This is a genomic window from Dehalococcoidales bacterium (assembly GCA_030698765.1).
In the GTDB taxonomy this organism is placed as follows: Bacteria; Chloroflexota; Dehalococcoidia; order Dehalococcoidales; family UBA2162; genus JAUYMF01.
In genome coordinates, this window is record JAUYMF010000107.1 from 1 (window position 1) to 15,111 (window position 15,111).

Sequence of the window (15,111 nt, forward strand, 5' to 3'; positions counted from 1 at the left end):
GCCAGCATACCGGCAATAATCAGCAATGGAGTCAGTAAGCCGGTACCCAGCTCTTCGAAGGCTTCCGGTATGAGGTGGATGAAGGCATCCCCGGCCAGGGCGCCGGCCGCGAAGCTGATGAGAAAAAGTAATATCCTCTCCAGTCTTTCCCTGTCAACGGAGAGAAAAGCGATACCTACCAGTGATAACAGGCTGACCACAACCACGCTGCCGAGCACATAGAACCAGACCATACAATCTCCCTTGAGTCAATTACTTAAACAATAATAACTTCCGGACAGGTTATTCATAGTATAGTAAGGTAACCATACGGTCAACACATCTGAAGACCGGCCTTTTTACCATCACTACCCTGATTAGGCTAAACCCGCCTCCCTTTATACCCGGCTAAGGTCAGACACGTTCACTTTCCTTATATCTCAGCAGCCAGGCGCGCGCCATCATAGACCGCATCAACGATACGCCTCGGCTCAACGCAGTCGCCAGCCAGGTGGATTTCGGCGACCTTCCCCTCCAGAGCCTTTGCCAGGCGGTTATCGGCAACAGCGCCCGCCGCCAGGACGATGGTATCAGCTTCCAGCGTCTGCTGCTTGTCTTCGCTATCAATCATGACTAGGCCATCCTCCGTTATCGCCTCATACTTTTTCACGCCGGTGATAAGGCGTACACCCTGCTTTTCCAGGCGGGAGAGCAGGGTGCGGCGGTTGTTGGCGACCATGGTGGCCGCCATCTCCGGGCCGCGCCGTACCACGGTCACCTGCTTTCCCTGACCGGCGAGGAAATCAGCCGTCTCACAGCCCACCAGCTCCCCGCCGATAATCACCACCTTCTGACCAGTATCCGCTTTACCTAAAAGTATGTCGACAGCCTGTACCACATGTTTACTATTGATACCGGGTATTTCCGGCAGGAACGGCACAGAACCGGTGGCGATGATAACGGCATCCGGTTTCTCCTTTTCCACCAGCTCAGGGGTAACCCCGGTATTCAGTCTGACCGCAACGTCGTTTTTCTGGAGCTGACGGGACATGTAGCTGTTCAGTGCCGCCAGTTCTTCTTTGGTCGGGGGCATTGCCCCGGCAACAAGCTGCCCGCCGGGCTGCCCTTCCTTCTCGAAGAGAGTGACCTTGTGTCCCCGCACCGCCGCCACCCGCGCCGCTTCCATACCCGCCGGACCTCCGCCAATCACCATGACTTTCTTTGGTTTTGCCGCCAGTTCGATGTTCAACTGGCTTTCTCTACCGGTACGGGCATTCACCGAACAGCGGAGATTGCCGGTTGCCCGAGCCTCAGAGCACACATTACAACTGATACAGGGTATGATATCCTCAATCCGGCCACTGGCCGCTTTCTCCGGCCAGTAGGGGTCAGCAATCAGCTGGCGGCCGACGCCGATAAGGTCCGCCCTGCCTTGCGACAGTATTTCCTCGGCGATGGCGGGTGTTTTGATGCGCCCGACGGCAACGACCGGTATCTTTACCTGCCGCTTGATGACCTCGGCATAAAGGGCAAAGGTACCCTGAGGCTCGCCGGCTTCGGGAGTGGCGACGCTACCCGTTCTGGCCATGCGCCCCGTCGAGATATCGATGACATCGGTGCCCGCTTTCTCAAGTTCCGCGGCGAAGTGGGCGCTCTCCTCGATGGTTACGCCGCCGGGTATGTCTTCAATGACACCCACCCGGTAGAAGAGGGGGAAGTCCTCACCCACTTTAGCCCGCACCGCTTTAATCAGGTCCGTGCCGAAGCGCATGCGCCGGGTCAGGTCACCCCCGTACTTGTCCTGGCGGTGATTGGTCGCCCCGGAGAAGAACTGACCGGGCAGGTAACCGTGAGCGCCGTGAACTTCAATAAAATCAAAACCAGCCTGGCGGGCGTTAGCCGTGCCCGTGGCGAACCGGTCAATAATATCTTCTATCTCAGTCAGGGTAAGCTCACGCTTGTCATCAACGGCGGAAGGAGCTACCAGCGCGCCGCGCGTGTCCTGGGCGGTGCCGATACCGGCGGGATAGCGGTTACCATGCCAGAACTGCACGCCTATCCTGGTTCCGGTCTCATGAACGCTATCAGTCAGCGGGCGTACCCCTTCAAGGAAAGAGGCGACAGCCCCCTTCTCGCCCCAGGCCTCATCGGAGACAAACAGGTCTACGGAGATGCCGGCCATGATGATAGCCCCGGCGCCGCCTCTGGCCCGCTCTACATAGTAAGCCCTCGACCGGGAACCCCGCAGTCCCATCCCCACCATCATCGGCAGCATTACCACCCGGTTCTTGAACTCCACTCCCCGGATTGTTATCGGCTCAAAGAGTTTCATTGTGTTCCCCCTCATACAACATTTATTTACCCAGTCTAGCAGAAGTTATTTTCTAACGGCAAGAAATAATCCGGCAGTGAGCCGGAATTTGGAATCTGGTTACTTCTCTGGCGATTCAGCAGGCTCATCCTCCACCAGCTTCTGTCCCGCCAGGAAAGCCCGGCGCAAAGCATCGGGGTGTTTCCTGATGGCCCTCTTTTCATCTATATCAGGGAACAGCAGCTCACCGGCATAAGCGATATCAAGCACGATGAATAAGCTCTTGACTACAATCAGAGATGCTTCAAAGACGTTAGCCACTCTGCGCCCGCCAACGGAAACAAATAGTCCTTTCCGCTGCCGCCGGTCACCCAGGGGCGGCACTTTGAGGACATATTTCCGTGCCCACAGCGCCTGGCAGCGGTCAATCATCGCCTTCAACTGGGCAGTTACGCCCATAAAATGAACGGGAGAAGCCAGCACCACCCGGTCTGCCTGCTCCAGCTCCCGGTAGACCATCTGCATATCATCATCGATTTTGCATTCCCCCTTCTTCAAACAGGCATCGCAATGCTGGCAGGGAGCGATATCAAGGTCGCAGATGAACAGGGTTTTCACTTCAGCCCCCCTGCTGGCGGCGCCGCGCATCACTTCAGCCAGGAGCAGGTCAGTATTCCCTCCCCGCCGCGGGCTGCCGGCAATGCCGAGGACTCTCACTGCAACTCCTCTTCGATATCATCCAGTATTGCCGCTTCCCTGGCTTTCATCTCCCGCTCCGAATCCGGCTCGTCATGGTCATAGCCCAGAAGGTGGAGCACACCGTGGATAATGAGCAGCGCCACCTCTTTTTTGACCGAATGGCGGTGCTCCTCAGCCTGGATGACAGCCTGGGAGTAAGCGATAATTACCTCCCCGAGGTGACGGACTCCATCCGGAGGGACAATGAAGGGAGTGACATCCTGAGCCAGGGGTTCGGGAAGCATAGCGAAGGAAAGGACGTCAGTAGGCTCATCCTCTTCCAGGTAATCCCGGTTCAGTTGCTGTATCTTTTCCTGCCCGACGATGACCAGGCCCATCTCAACGCCGGATTCGATGCCCTGGGCAGCCAGCACTTTCCCGGCCACCCTCTCCAGCCAGTCTGCTTCAATGGAGTCCTCCATGCCTTCATCAAACAAAACGTTAATTTCCATCGGTTCTATCATCATAGCATAGCCTGAAAAAGCCCTCAAACCAGTTCGGGGGATTATTTGGGTGGTACCGGGTTTGGTAGTGTATGATACACTACCCCAGGTTTGGCAAAGTACAATCGTTGCTTACCCATTAGGCACAACTCCATTAGGGGCTTCAATCGGGGTCAGTGTAGCATCCATAACTGGACTACCCTTCTTAACCGACTTCCTGCGGGATAGCCTGACTTGATAATCGTTATCGGGCGCACCTTCGGGAATGACTATATCATTCCAGTCTTTACAGGGAACTACCTTGCTGGCAGCTTGAGCAGGCGGTATATTTCCGCATCCTTCGTTCTGCTTAAAGAAGTTGTAGTTGATTAGCCACCCGTCAGTTAATAGCTTGATGCTGGCAATATCCTTATACTTCTGGAATACCTCTGCCCTTTGCTCAAGCGTCCTGTGAAACCGCTCTATTTCTGCCGTTGATTCACCACTGGATACGGTCTTGAACGGCCCCCCCTGAACGTGTTTTGTATCCGCCCCCCATGCTTCCTCTATCCCGCTAATATATGATGCCAGCTTGTCCGTGACCACCACTTTAGGAACTTTGCCCGCCCTTTCCTCTGCCAGTTTCATTAGTTGCGCGGCATCCCTGCCACTTCTGGTAAATGATACGTGAGTAGCCAGAATGTAATTAGTCTCAGGACAAATAATATCCCAGAAGTAGACATTACGCTTGCCTAGCTTCATGTAGGTTTCGTCTGCTACCCAAGTATCCCCGACTTCAGGCTTAAACCTCTTTGTCTGCTTGATAGCTTCTTTGGTAAACCGTGTTACCCAATTCCAGTAGTTGCTTTCGCTCATGTCTAAGTCATGGTCTTGTTTGAATTGTTGCTGGATAGCATCAAGGGACATACCACCGTAGTACATACCCATAGCGGATGCTATCTGCCTTGAAGGTGTTTTCATCTTAAAGACATTGGCCTTGTCTTCAAGCGGAGTAGCAGGCTCTTCAAGAGTAGATGCTAACGATATAGGCATACGTCCGCCTGAAAGCGGGGAATAATCAGATTCCACTCTGCCTATATACCGAATTACTTTTTGCCTGACCTTCTTACCCTGCCGGATACCCTTAACTTCGTAGTTATACCAGTTACCGGAACCGGGCGGGATTTCTTTAGAGCGTATATAGCTCATAACACACCTCGCTATCTAAGGATTAATATCAAATCCCTTTTTAATCCTGTCTATCAATTCTTGGTCACCGATAAAACTGACACCGTCAAAACGGGAATTAATAAACGTAGTTCTTTTAGTTTGTAAGACTCCAGATACATGCTTGTTAGTAGTGACAATAAAACTGGCTTCTGGGTCTCCGGTGAAGGAACTCGACGTTATAGTTGTGCCTTCACCTACAAGAAGCACAACAGGCCCATGTATTCTACTATTTTCAAAAGTTTTACCCTCAAGAATTGGGCTAATACGACCAAATTCGGCAAGCGGTACATCTACGTCCCTGAAATAACTAGATAGCATGAGTGAAGCCACTGACGGGTAAACTTGGCTACGTGCTTGTTCCAGTTGTTTCATCAAATCTTCTATTTGCTCTGATTGTTTCTTGTACATATCGTAGGATGACCATACTAAACTAATTAACAATACTGCAATCAGTAAACTTAATGGGAGCTGCCACACTAACTTATCCATTCTAGCCACCCATTGGGGACGTACTTGATGGACAGCAAGTCCCACAAGCGTAAGAACCAAAACAATGACTTCCGTAACTCTAATAGGGATAGGGGAGGCCGTGAGTAACCATTTACCCATATACTGAAGCCACGCCATAGTTGCCCTCCTGCCTGCTTTATTCCTTGCAGGCAGGAGGGCACTAGGTTGTGCCTAATACAAGTATGAAGAGTGAACTTTGCCCCGGGTTTTGCACGATTGACTCCCTTGCGCTATACTATTAGGCAGTAGTATCAGGCACTGGTGAGGGCGGTTCAATGGGTCCCAATCAACTCTTTGATATAGTTCAGAGCTATCTTCCACCGGAGAAGATAGCTACTATCCGGCAGGCTTATGACTTCGCCATGAAGGCGCATGAAGGCCAGCTGCGCAAATCGGGCGAGCCTTATCTGGAACACCCGTTGCAGGTAGCGCTGACCCTGGCGGAACTGCAACTTGATACCAGTTCCCTGGTGGCGGCTCTCCTGCATGATGTGCCCGAGAATTGCGGGGTAACCATTGCCGAGGTTGAATCCAGGTTTGGCCCGGAGGTAGCCAGGCTGGTTGACGGCGTGACCAAGCTGGGCAGGCTCACTCTCCAGGTATCAGGAGAGGTAGTAGAAAGAGGAAACACCGCCGCCAAACAGGCGCAGGCAGAAAACCTGAGAAAAATGCTGGTGGCGATGGCGGAAGACCTCCGTGTGGTATTTATCAAGCTGGCTGACAGATTGCATAATATGCAGACATTAAATGCCCTGTCCCATGATAAGCGGCGTAGCATCGCTCAGGAGACCGCCGAGATATACGCTCCCCTGGCACACCGCCTGGGAATATGGGAGCTAAAATGGCAACTGGAGGACTTATCTTTCCGCTATCTGGAACCAAGAAAATACCAGCAGATTACCCGGCTACTCGCCAGCCGTCGTATTGAGCGGGAGAGATTTATCACCCAGGTAATTCAGATTTTACAGCAGGAGTTTGACCGGGCCGGGATTAAAGCTGATGTCTCCGGCAGGCCCAAGCATATCTACAGCATATATCAGAAAATGGAAAAATACGCGACTCTGGGCAAAGATTTTAGCGATATTTATGACCTGCTCGCGGTGAGGGTACTGGTGGAAAGCATATCCGACTGCTACAGCGCCCTGGGTATCGTGCACAATTTATGGCATCCTTTGCCCGACCAGTTCAATGATTTCATTGCCAATCCCAAGCAAAACGGGTACCAGTCTTTACATACCATCGTCATGTGCCAGGGAACGATCCCCCTGGAAATACAGATTCGTACCCAGCAAATGCACCGCACTGCCGAATTCGGCGTAGCCGCCCACTGGCGTTACAAAGAGGGTGAAAAGAAGGATTTGCACTTTGAGGAGAAAATAGGCTGGTTGCGCCAGCTAGTAGAGTGGCACCGGGAACTGAGCGGGGCGGAAGAGTTCCTCGAATCAGTGAAGACTGACATCTTTATTGACCAGGTTTTTGTCTACACCCCCAAAGGAGAGATAAAAGAGCTACCCAAAGGCTCTACCCCGCTTGATTTTGCCTACCGGGTGCACACTGACCTGGGGCACCGTTGCATTGGGGCTAAAGTCAACGGCCGGCTGGTACCACTCAATTATCAGCTCAATAATGGTGATGCTGTTGAAATTATGGCAACCAAAACCAGCCGGGGGCCGAGCCGGGACTGGCTGAATCCTGTCCTGGGTTATATCAAAACGTCTCACGCCCGGGAAAAGATACGGCAATGGTTCAAGAAACAGGAGCGAACGGAGAACATCGAGCGCGGTCAGGAGCTTCTGGAAAAGGCGATGCGGCAACTGGGCATCCCCTTGAACGAAAAGGAGAGAATCGCCCGCCTGTTTAAGCACGATAACCTGGATGATTTTTACGCGGCCATCGGCTACGGGGGCATTACTACCCACCAGATTGCCATGAAGCTGGCTACTCAGCAGCAGCAACCGAGGATAACCGAGGTTACCCCGCCCAAACAGACCTCATCAGCGATTAAGGTACGGGGGACGAGAGATTTACTGACCCAACTGGCGCAGTGCTGCCATCCGGTACCGGGAGATAATATTATCGGTTATGTTACCCGAAGTCGCGGGGTAACCGTTCACCGCCAGGACTGCCATAACGTGATTCATGAGGACGAGAAGGACAGGCTGATTCCGGTGGAGTGGGGAGAAAGTGATTCGCTTTATCCGGTCATAATTCAAGTACAATCCTGGGACAGGGTAGGTTTGATGCGTGATATCACCACCCTGGTCGCCGAAGAGAAAATCAACATTACTTCCGTAAGCTTGACCAATAACCCCGACCATACGATATCAACATACCTTACCCTGGAGACAGCCAACCTGGCTCAATTAAGCCGGCTCCTGTCAAAAATCGAGGGGGTCCAGGAGGTGATAAGTGCTACCAGAATAGGGGATGAGGCGGCAGCCAGGGCCAGCCCTCAACCCGATACTGCCCGCACCTGATGATATGTTATTCCTGAACCGAGTATTGTGTGCTACAATACTACAGTGCAAGGACAGAGTTTATTAAAACCAATGGAGGTAAATATTGCCAGTCACCAAATCAGCTCAAAAAGAAATGCGTACCGCGGCCAGAAAACGGTTACGCAACAAGTCCATTAATAGCCTGTGCAAGACCAACATCAACAAGGCAGAGAAGCTCATCTTCTCCGGGGATTCTCCGGCAGCTCAGAAGGCGGTAACCGTAGCGGTCAGTTCCCTGGACCGGGCGGCGGAGAAGGGAATTATTCATCCTAATAATGCTGCCCGGCGTAAGTCCCGCCTGATGAAGAAGCTAAACCAGTCTCAGGTGTCTTCCGCGGCTAAAGATATAGCTCCAAAGACCGAGTAGCCTGCTCAGGAAACCAGACGGATAACCAATCCCGGCCGGAAGGCTTGACAAAAAACGGGATTGGTTTTATTCTTGTTTAGAACACACGTTCGCTATATGCTTTAGGCTATGAGGTAACAGGTGAAAACGCTCTCCCCCCGGCAGCAAAAAATTATCGACTTCACACGCCGTTTCTGGGCAGACCGGGGCTATCCGCCGACGGTCAGGGACATAGTCAACGGGTGTAATATTAGCTCGACATCGGTCGTGGATTACAACCTCAATATTCTGGAGAGACAGGGGCATATCAGGCGCCACTCGGGAGTCTCACGCGGTATCGAATTACTATCCCGTCACCTGTCGCCACGGGATAGTCTCCAGGTACCCATCCTGGGTCAGATTGCCGCCGGTAGGCCAATACCGGTGCCTGCTCCTGATACCTGGGATACAATTGCTTCCTCGGAGACTATGGAAGTCCCGGCAGACTTAATCCGCAATAAGTCAGGGGTCTTTGCTCTCAAAGTCAGGGGTTCATCAATGGTGGATGCCCTTATTAACGATGGGGATATCGTCCTGATGCAGCCGGTGAACGTGGTGGAGAACGGGGAAATGGCCGCCGTCTGGCTAAAATCTGAGAAAGAGGTCACTTTGAAAAAGGTCTACCGTGAGCCGGGCCGTATCCGGCTTCAGCCGGCTAACAGCCGGATGAGACCGATATATGCTGACCCGGATAATGTGGAGATTCAGGGGAGGGTCATCAGCGTCATCAGGCAACTAGCCTGACCAGCTTACCCTGATTATCCGCTATCGTCTACCTGATGCCCCTGGCCAAACTGACCGGAGAGAGCGGATTAACCCTTTTCTTTACCCGCCTTTTTAATGCGCAATAGCTCGGTGAAGAGTCTTTCTCGGCTGCCGGCTCCGGCTAAAGCCGCTTTGGCTATGGGGACAAAATTAATCGCCATTATCACTATCAGCCAGATGGCGAAGATAACATACAGCCATGATTTCTCCAGGAACCAGGCGGAAACCGGCAGGGAGAGCAGACCGATATTCAACGACAGGATAGGATTACGGGTAAAAACAGTGAGCGCCAGCATTATACCCAAAATAATCAGCAATTCCCGGCTCATCAGCAGGGATAAGACGCCGATAGTCGTTGCCAGGCCATTACCGCCGGTGAATTTCAAATAGACAGACCATATGTGACCGGCAACCGCCGCCAGTCCGGCAGCCATGACGTAAACCGGCAGGGCCTCCAATCCCCAGTAGGCTATCGCCACTGCGGCCGCCCCCTTACCGATATCAAAAACAGCTACCGGGATAGCCGCCGCCAGTCCCACTTCCCGGTAGACGTTACGTGCTCCGGCATTCCCGCCACCCAGCTTGCGAATATCCTTGCCGGTTTTCAGGCGGGTGATGATGTATGATGACGGGATAGAGCCCAGCAGGTAAGCGATAATGATGGCGACAAGCCCATTAATCATCACTTGCTTCTTTCGGTTATCGGGCTCTTTTTATAAGCCGGGGTACACCAGGCAAGATATTTCGGGTTTCTGCCCCGTATTACATCAGAATATAGCTGCTGCAACTTTCTGGTTATCTCGCCGATTTCGCCGTTACCTATCCGGCGGTGGTCCATCTCACAGACTGGAGTAATGTGAGCTGCCGTACCGGTAAGAAAACACTCCTGCGCGGTATAAAGCTCACTGCGGTCAACCTGTCTCTCCGCCGTTTCCAGGCCGAGTTCATTACGCGCCAGCTCCAGTACCGTGTTACGCGTGATGCCGATGAGGATGCTATTATAGCTGGCCGGGGTGACCAGTTTGCCATCAATAACCAGGAAGATGTTCTCGCCCGTCCCCTCGGAGATATAGCCATTGGGGGAGAGCATAATCGCTTCATCAAAACCGTTCTCGATAGCCTCAGTCTTGGCAAAGGCATTATTGACATAGATGCCGGTAATCTTGACCTGGGGAGGAATCACGTTATCATCAGGACGCCGCCAGGAAGAAATGCCGCAACGGGCTTTATCCACGTCCAGATAGCGTCCCCAGGGAATGGCAAAGACCAGGAAATCATTTTCCAGGTCATGGAGACGGACACCCAGAGCCTCGGAGCTTTTATAAGCCAGGGGGCGGATATAGATATCCTCCCGGAAACCGCACTTCTCGACCAGCTCCACCGTTATCCGGCTCAACTCTTCGATAGTATAAGGAATATCAATCTTGAGCACCCGGCAGCCGTTAAGCAGCCGCTCATAGTGTTCTTGAATACGGAAAATATAAATCTGCTCCTGCTCGCTGTTCCAGTTACCCCGGATACCCTCAAAAAGAGCCGTACCGTAGTGCAGGGCGTGGGTCATTACTCCTATCTTAGCTTCGGACAGGGGAACAAACTCGTTGTGAAAAAAAGCATAAGATGGCATTTCTGATACTCTCCTCTCCTGAATGGGCTTTATTATAGTTACTCTCAGGACAGAAAGCAAGCGCATTCAGGTAAAATCAGGATTACGGACTTTCTATTCCACAGTCCTGCCGGTGTTTATTTCAACCTTAATGAGAGGAGCCGTTAGTCTTTTGACTCCTCCTCAGTCGGCGGAGTCGCCTCTTCAGCCCTGACTACGGCTTCCCCGGCTGCCCCTCTCACTTCTTCTTCCTTCTCAATATGCCGCAAAACAATCTTGACCACTATCTGCTCCGGGTCGGTAAGAATGGTCACTCCCTCACCCAGATTGATATCCTCCACCCGTATCTCCTGGTCTGCATCCGTCAGGGAACTGATATCCAATTCCACACTGGCCGGAATATTACCCGGCAGGCACTCGACCTCCAGTTTGTTGAGATCGTGCACCAGCATATTCTCTTTTAGCTTCAGCGCCGGCGACTCGCCGACAAAGACGATTGGTACTTCCACCTTCAGCTTCTCGGCCATTTGTACCTGGTAAAAATCAACATGTACGGACTTTCCGGTGCGTGGCTCTCTCTGGATCTCACGCACCATGACCGTCCGCGGAGTCTTTTCTCCGTTCAGTTTGAGGTTGATTAGCCGGCTTTGTCCGGCTTCAGCCAGCACCCGGCGTAATTCAGGAGTGGCGCACTGCAGCGCCATTGATTCGATGCCGTGCCCGAAGACATGTACCGGGGTAATCCCCTGGCGGCGCAGAACCTTGACCTTTTTACCGAGGACTTCCCGGCTGGCAACCTCTAATTCTATCTGTTCCATTCAATCCCCCCTTCTCGCTGATATCTTTATACCGCAAAACGGAATTTATTTCAATGATGTTATATATAGCGCCCGGTAGAAGCCGTCTAATACTGACCTATTATAGCATAATAATAGGAAACCTCACCCCCTCAGTCCCCCTCTCCTTTTAAGGAGAGGGGGAAGATTAGAGAAGAGGGGCTGCGCCCCTCTTGGACGCCCGCTAATTGGCCAGACTTAAAGTAGGGCAGGAGTATATTTGGTAAGATTCGAGGGGAAAATACCATGAGAAATAAAAAGCTAGCTTACTTATTTTCTACCTCGATAAACTCGGGGTGTGCAGGGTGTAGCCTTTATCGCTTTCCGGGAAGAGGTCTTTCAGGAGCAGGGTGCGGCCGGTCTGGATGGCGGTGAAGCCGTACTTCTTGCGGATGCGGTCAATAGTCTTGTTAAGCTGTTTTATTCTCTGAGCGGATGAGTCCAGCATCGCCAGTTGCCCGCCCGCCTCCACCAGTCCCGATACCCCGATACCAATCAGGCGCACTGCCTGTTTACCCGGGGAGATCTCCCTCCCCAGCAGCCTGGCTCCGGTATCAAATATCGCCTGGTCGCTGTCAATGGGCCGGGGCAGGGTGTGGCTGCGGGTAATGGTGGTAAAGTCGGCGTACCTCAGCTTGAGCACCACGCACCTTGCCTGTTTGCCTTTTTCCCTTAAATCAGCCCCCACCTTCTCACCGAGGTAGCGCAGCGTCGCCTGCAGCAGGGAACGGTCTCCCGTGTCCTCGGCGAAGGTAGTCTCCCGGCTGATGGACCTGGCGGCGCCGGGAAGCTCTACCTTACTATTGTCGATACCCTTGGCCCGCTGCTGCAGAAAGAGACCTGAAGAGCCAAAATGGCTTTTCAGAACGCTCGGCGGGGCGGCAGCCAGTTCCCCGATGGTCTTAATCCCCAGTCCCTTTAGCACCTGCTCCGCCTTCTTGCCTACTCCCGGCAGCCTGCTGACAGGTAACGACGCCAGAAAGGAAGGTTCTTCTCCATGAGCCACTTCAATCAGTCCGTCCGGCTTGGACAATTCGGAGGCTACCTTGGCCACCACTTTGGAACCGGCGATACCAATCGAGGCACAGAGTCCCAGTTCATCTCTAACACGCTGCTTTATTGATACCGCCATCCGGTGGATGGAACCGTGGAGAGACTCAAAGCCGGTGACATCCAGATAAGCCTCATCAAGCCCCATCGGCTCCAGGAAGGGCGAAAAATCGGCAAGTATCGCCATGAACTGCTTCGAGGCGTCACGGTACCGGGCAAAGCTGCCCTCGATGAAGATAGCCTGCGGGCAAAGGCGACTGGCCGTTTTCAGGGGCATCGCCGAGTGCAAGCCGAACGCCCGGGCTTCATAGGACGCGGCGGCAACCACCCCCCTCCCTCCGGGCCTGCCCCCCACCACCACCGGTTTGCCCCGCAGCTCAGGATTGAGCACCTGTTCTACGGAGACAAAGAAAGCATCCATGTCAACGTGCATGATGGTGGTTTTTGCCATATCTTTAACCCTCCACTCATACCCGGCTTCAACAAAACATCCTAAATAGCTACAAATTATATCTAGAAAACACTAAATCCCAAGCACGAAATTCTAAACAATACCTAAATTCGAATCCAAAATGACCGAAATTTTTGAATTTTGACCCTCAGTAATCTGAATTTGTTTAGAGTTTAGATATTAGTATTTAGAGGTTTTCTCTCTACTCCACCGGGCAGATTGCCTCCACATCAGCCATTTCCTCCGCCGTCAGCTTCCAGTCGGCGGGGGCGGCATTGGCCGATACCTGCTCCACCGTCTTCGCCCCGGCGATGATACTGCTTACCCAGGGCTTGCTCAGCAGCCAGCTTATAGCCAGCTCGCCCACAGTGTGTCCGCGCTCGGCAGCAAAGGTCTCCAGTTTGGCCAGTTTACTCCAGTTAGTCCCGGTAAAGACCTCCCCATAGAGCGCCATCGGCCGTACCAGGCGCGCATCAGGCGGCGCGGCTTCACCCTGGCGGTATTTTCCCGTGAGGAAACCCCCGGCCAGCGGCCCCCAGGGGATAACGCCGATATTATAAGCCCGGCAGCAGGGGACAAGCTCGGCTTCTATCGTTCTGTCCAGCAGGTTATAGCGCGGCTGCACCGTGATAAAGTGCTCCAGGTTATGGAGACGGGAGACCCATATCGCCTCGCAGAGCTGCCAGGCAGCGAAATTGGAACAGCCGGTATAGCGCACCTTACCCGCCCGCACCAGATCATCGAGGGTGCGCAGTGTCTCCTCAATGGGAGTCGCCGGGTCGGGCAGGTGTATCTGGTAGAGGTCAATATAGTCGGTCTGCAGGCGCTTCAAGCTGGCGTCAACCGCTTTCATGATATAGTAACGTGCCGCGCCTCTCTGGTTGGGGCCGTCACCCATTTCCCGTCCGAACTTGGTGGCGATAACGACCCGGGAACGCTTCCCTTTTACAGCTTTCCCCACCAGCTCCTCGGAGCTTCCCCGCCCGTACATGTCGGCGGTATCAATGTAATTGATGCCGATGTCAACAGCGTGATTGATGATGGCAATCGAAGTCGGCTCGTCAGCTCTCGGCCCAAAAGTATTGCCTCCCAGACCAATCTCAGATACCTTAAGTCCCGAACCCCCCAGATTACGGTATTCCATGACGACCTCCTTTTGTTAATCTAACCGGGTTCCCCAGGTTGTAGATGTCTCACCGCTCTACCTTCACCCAGAGCCTGTTTCCATCGGTGGTGAACTCTATTATACCACGCTCATCGGTGCGGTAAATATTTCCCTGACCCAGCTTCTGTGCCAGCCGCTGCCAGACCTCAAGATGGGGGTGGCCAAACCGGTTGTCCTTGTCCAACGAGATGACAGCCAGGCGGGGATCAACCACCGCCAGGAACCCGGCGGTGGTTGATGTGCTCGAGCCGTGGTGGGCCACCCCGAGCACGGTGCTGGTCAGTTCCGCCCGGCGGGTAATCAGTGCCAGTTCCGCCTCCCGCATGATATCCGCGGTTAGCAGAAAGCTGACTTCATCCATCTCCAGGCGCAACACCACACCGTTATTGTCCATGTCAGATTCAGTGCCGGTTAAAAGGGACATTTGGGGATTGAGCACCTCAATCAGGGCTTCTCCCAGCCTAATTCTCTGCCCGGCCCGGGCCGGAGTGCGGGCGATATCCTTTTCCTCAATGATACTGGACCACTCATTGTAGAGGAGGGAGTCATCGGCTGAATCGGGGTAGAGCACCCGCTTTACCTGGTACCGTTTTAACACTGCCACCAGGCCGGTAAGATGGTCGGCATGGGGGTGAGTCAACACCACCAGGTCGATAGTCCTGTCCCAGAAGGGCATTTCCGTCCCCAGAGCCAGGCTTATCGCCCGCGGGTCCGGCCCGCCGTCAACCAGCACCTGCTGGCTGCCTTTTTGAATCAGGATGGCGTTACCCTGCCCGACGTCGAGAAAGCTAACACGCAGGTTATCATCGGGCATGGTGGCGGCGGCCAGCACCAGAACAGCCAGCACCGCTAGGGGAAAAACAACCCAGCGCACTGATAATCCGGGGAAGGAGTTAAGCGCCCCGGGTATCAGCTCTGCCAGCTTCCTTCTCTGGCTGCCGGCCCAGATGATAAGGGCAAGCGTCGAATAGTACAGCAGTATCAGTGTGGTATTAACCGGGCCGCTTTCAACCGGCGGGTAAACGGCAAAGACCCTGACCATAAGCAACAGATAAGATGTGAATAGCCAGGCTACCCAGCCCACAACCTGGGCCGCGGGCAGAAACACCTGTCCCAGACCTCCCGCCAGAGCGCCGCCGATAATCGTACCCGGCAGGGCCGGCAGGGC

Annotated in this window: 15 protein-coding genes; 3 read left to right on the forward strand and 12 right to left on the reverse strand. The window is 53.5% G+C overall.

Annotated elements, in window-relative coordinates; all coding sequences use genetic code 11:
- The 6 genes from Q8Q07_05280 to Q8Q07_05305 form a co-directional block, all read right to left on the reverse strand.
- Nucleotides 1-233: ZIP family metal transporter (locus tag Q8Q07_05280; GenBank protein ID MDP3879701.1), on the reverse strand; the 233-nt coding region annotated here is incomplete at its 3' end.
- Nucleotides 234-412: 179 nt separating this feature from the next.
- Entirely contained in the window at nt 413-2,311 is a 1,899-nt protein-coding gene (locus Q8Q07_05285; protein MDP3879702.1) for an FAD-dependent oxidoreductase, read from the reverse strand.
- 99 nt (nt 2,312-2,410) lie between these two features.
- On the reverse strand, nt 2,411-3,007 hold the full coding sequence (locus Q8Q07_05290) for a flavodoxin family protein (protein MDP3879703.1): 597 nt from the start codon (nt 3,005-3,007) through the stop codon (nt 2,411-2,413).
- A complete protein-coding gene (gene ybeY, locus Q8Q07_05295) occupies nt 3,004-3,495 on the reverse strand; it encodes an rRNA maturation RNase YbeY (protein MDP3879704.1) in 492 nt (163 codons plus the stop codon). Before ybeY ends, Q8Q07_05290 begins: the two co-directional genes overlap by 4 nt.
- Before the next feature lie 108 nt (nt 3,496-3,603).
- A complete protein-coding gene (locus tag Q8Q07_05300) occupies nt 3,604-4,659 on the reverse strand; it encodes a DDE-type integrase/transposase/recombinase (protein ID MDP3879705.1) in 1,056 nt (351 codons plus the stop codon).
- A 15-nt stretch (nt 4,660-4,674) separates the two neighbouring features.
- Nucleotides 4,675-5,307, reverse strand: coding sequence for a hypothetical protein (locus Q8Q07_05305; protein ID MDP3879706.1), 633 nt, complete (start codon nt 5,305-5,307; stop codon nt 4,675-4,677).
- Nucleotides 5,308-5,465: 158 nt separating this feature from the next.
- On the opposite strand from Q8Q07_05305, the gene Q8Q07_05310 reads away from it, so the two are divergent.
- The 3 genes from Q8Q07_05310 (at nt 5,466) to lexA (ending at nt 8,817) form a co-directional block, all read left to right on the forward strand.
- Nucleotides 5,466-7,667 (forward strand): bifunctional (p)ppGpp synthetase/guanosine-3',5'-bis(diphosphate) 3'-pyrophosphohydrolase, encoded by a 2,202-nt coding sequence (locus Q8Q07_05310; protein ID MDP3879707.1) that lies wholly within the window; start codon nt 5,466-5,468, stop codon nt 7,665-7,667.
- Nucleotides 7,668-7,752: 85 nt separating this feature from the next.
- Nucleotides 7,753-8,055 (forward strand): 30S ribosomal protein S20, encoded by a 303-nt coding sequence (gene rpsT / locus Q8Q07_05315; protein MDP3879708.1) that lies wholly within the window; start codon nt 7,753-7,755, stop codon nt 8,053-8,055.
- A 120-nt stretch (nt 8,056-8,175) separates the two neighbouring features.
- On the forward strand, nt 8,176-8,817 hold the full coding sequence (gene lexA / locus Q8Q07_05320) for a transcriptional repressor LexA (protein ID MDP3879709.1): 642 nt from the start codon (nt 8,176-8,178) through the stop codon (nt 8,815-8,817).
- 68 nt (nt 8,818-8,885) lie between these two features.
- On the opposite strand, the gene Q8Q07_05325 is transcribed toward lexA, so the two are convergent.
- The 6 genes from Q8Q07_05325 to Q8Q07_05350 all read right to left on the reverse strand — a co-directional run.
- A complete protein-coding gene (locus Q8Q07_05325; GenBank protein MDP3879710.1) occupies nt 8,886-9,521 on the reverse strand; it encodes a glycerol-3-phosphate acyltransferase in 636 nt (211 codons plus the stop codon).
- Nucleotides 9,521-10,462, reverse strand: coding sequence for a branched-chain amino acid transaminase (locus tag Q8Q07_05330; protein ID MDP3879711.1), 942 nt, complete (start codon nt 10,460-10,462; stop codon nt 9,521-9,523). Before Q8Q07_05330 ends, Q8Q07_05325 begins: the two co-directional genes overlap by 1 nt.
- 143 nt (nt 10,463-10,605) lie before the next feature.
- Complete coding sequence (locus Q8Q07_05335; protein MDP3879712.1) at nt 10,606-11,259, reverse strand: 50S ribosomal protein L25; 654 nt, start codon at nt 11,257-11,259, stop codon at nt 10,606-10,608.
- Nucleotides 11,260-11,554: 295 nt separating this feature from the next.
- Entirely contained in the window at nt 11,555-12,778 is a 1,224-nt protein-coding gene (gene dinB, locus Q8Q07_05340; protein ID MDP3879713.1) for a DNA polymerase IV, read from the reverse strand.
- Nucleotides 12,779-12,980: 202 nt separating this feature from the next.
- Nucleotides 12,981-13,922, reverse strand: coding sequence for an aldo/keto reductase (locus Q8Q07_05345; protein ID MDP3879714.1), 942 nt, complete (start codon nt 13,920-13,922; stop codon nt 12,981-12,983).
- Between the two features lie 49 nt (nt 13,923-13,971).
- Nucleotides 13,972-15,111, reverse strand: a 1,140-nt coding sequence (locus tag Q8Q07_05350; protein MDP3879715.1) for an MBL fold metallo-hydrolase, incomplete at its 5' end; no start/stop codon positions are given.

What these genes read in the sequence shown, in the direction of transcription:
- Q8Q07_05285 (MDP3879702.1), bottom strand. Translation starts at nt 2,311, where the DNA reads ATGAAACTCTTTGAGCCGATAACAATCCGGGGAGTGGAGTTCAAGAAC.
- dinB (MDP3879713.1), bottom strand. Translation starts at nt 12,778, where the DNA reads ATGGCAAAAACCACCATCATGCACGTTGACATGGATGCTTTCTTTGTC.
- Q8Q07_05300 (MDP3879705.1), bottom strand. Translation starts at nt 4,659, where the DNA reads ATGAGCTATATACGCTCTAAAGAAATCCCGCCCGGTTCCGGTAACTGG.
- Q8Q07_05335 (MDP3879712.1), bottom strand. Translation starts at nt 11,259, where the DNA reads ATGGAACAGATAGAATTAGAGGTTGCCAGCCGGGAAGTCCTCGGTAAA.
- Q8Q07_05345 (MDP3879714.1), bottom strand. Translation starts at nt 13,922, where the DNA reads ATGGAATACCGTAATCTGGGGGGTTCGGGACTTAAGGTATCTGAGATT.
- ybeY (MDP3879704.1), bottom strand. Translation starts at nt 3,495, where the DNA reads ATGATGATAGAACCGATGGAAATTAACGTTTTGTTTGATGAAGGCATG.
- Q8Q07_05325 (MDP3879710.1), bottom strand. Translation starts at nt 9,521, where the DNA reads ATGATTAATGGGCTTGTCGCCATCATTATCGCTTACCTGCTGGGCTCT.
- Q8Q07_05310 (MDP3879707.1), top strand. Translation starts at nt 5,466, where the DNA reads ATGGGTCCCAATCAACTCTTTGATATAGTTCAGAGCTATCTTCCACCG.
- Q8Q07_05305 (MDP3879706.1), bottom strand. Translation starts at nt 5,307, where the DNA reads ATGGCGTGGCTTCAGTATATGGGTAAATGGTTACTCACGGCCTCCCCT.
- Q8Q07_05330 (MDP3879711.1), bottom strand. Translation starts at nt 10,462, where the DNA reads ATGCCATCTTATGCTTTTTTTCACAACGAGTTTGTTCCCCTGTCCGAA.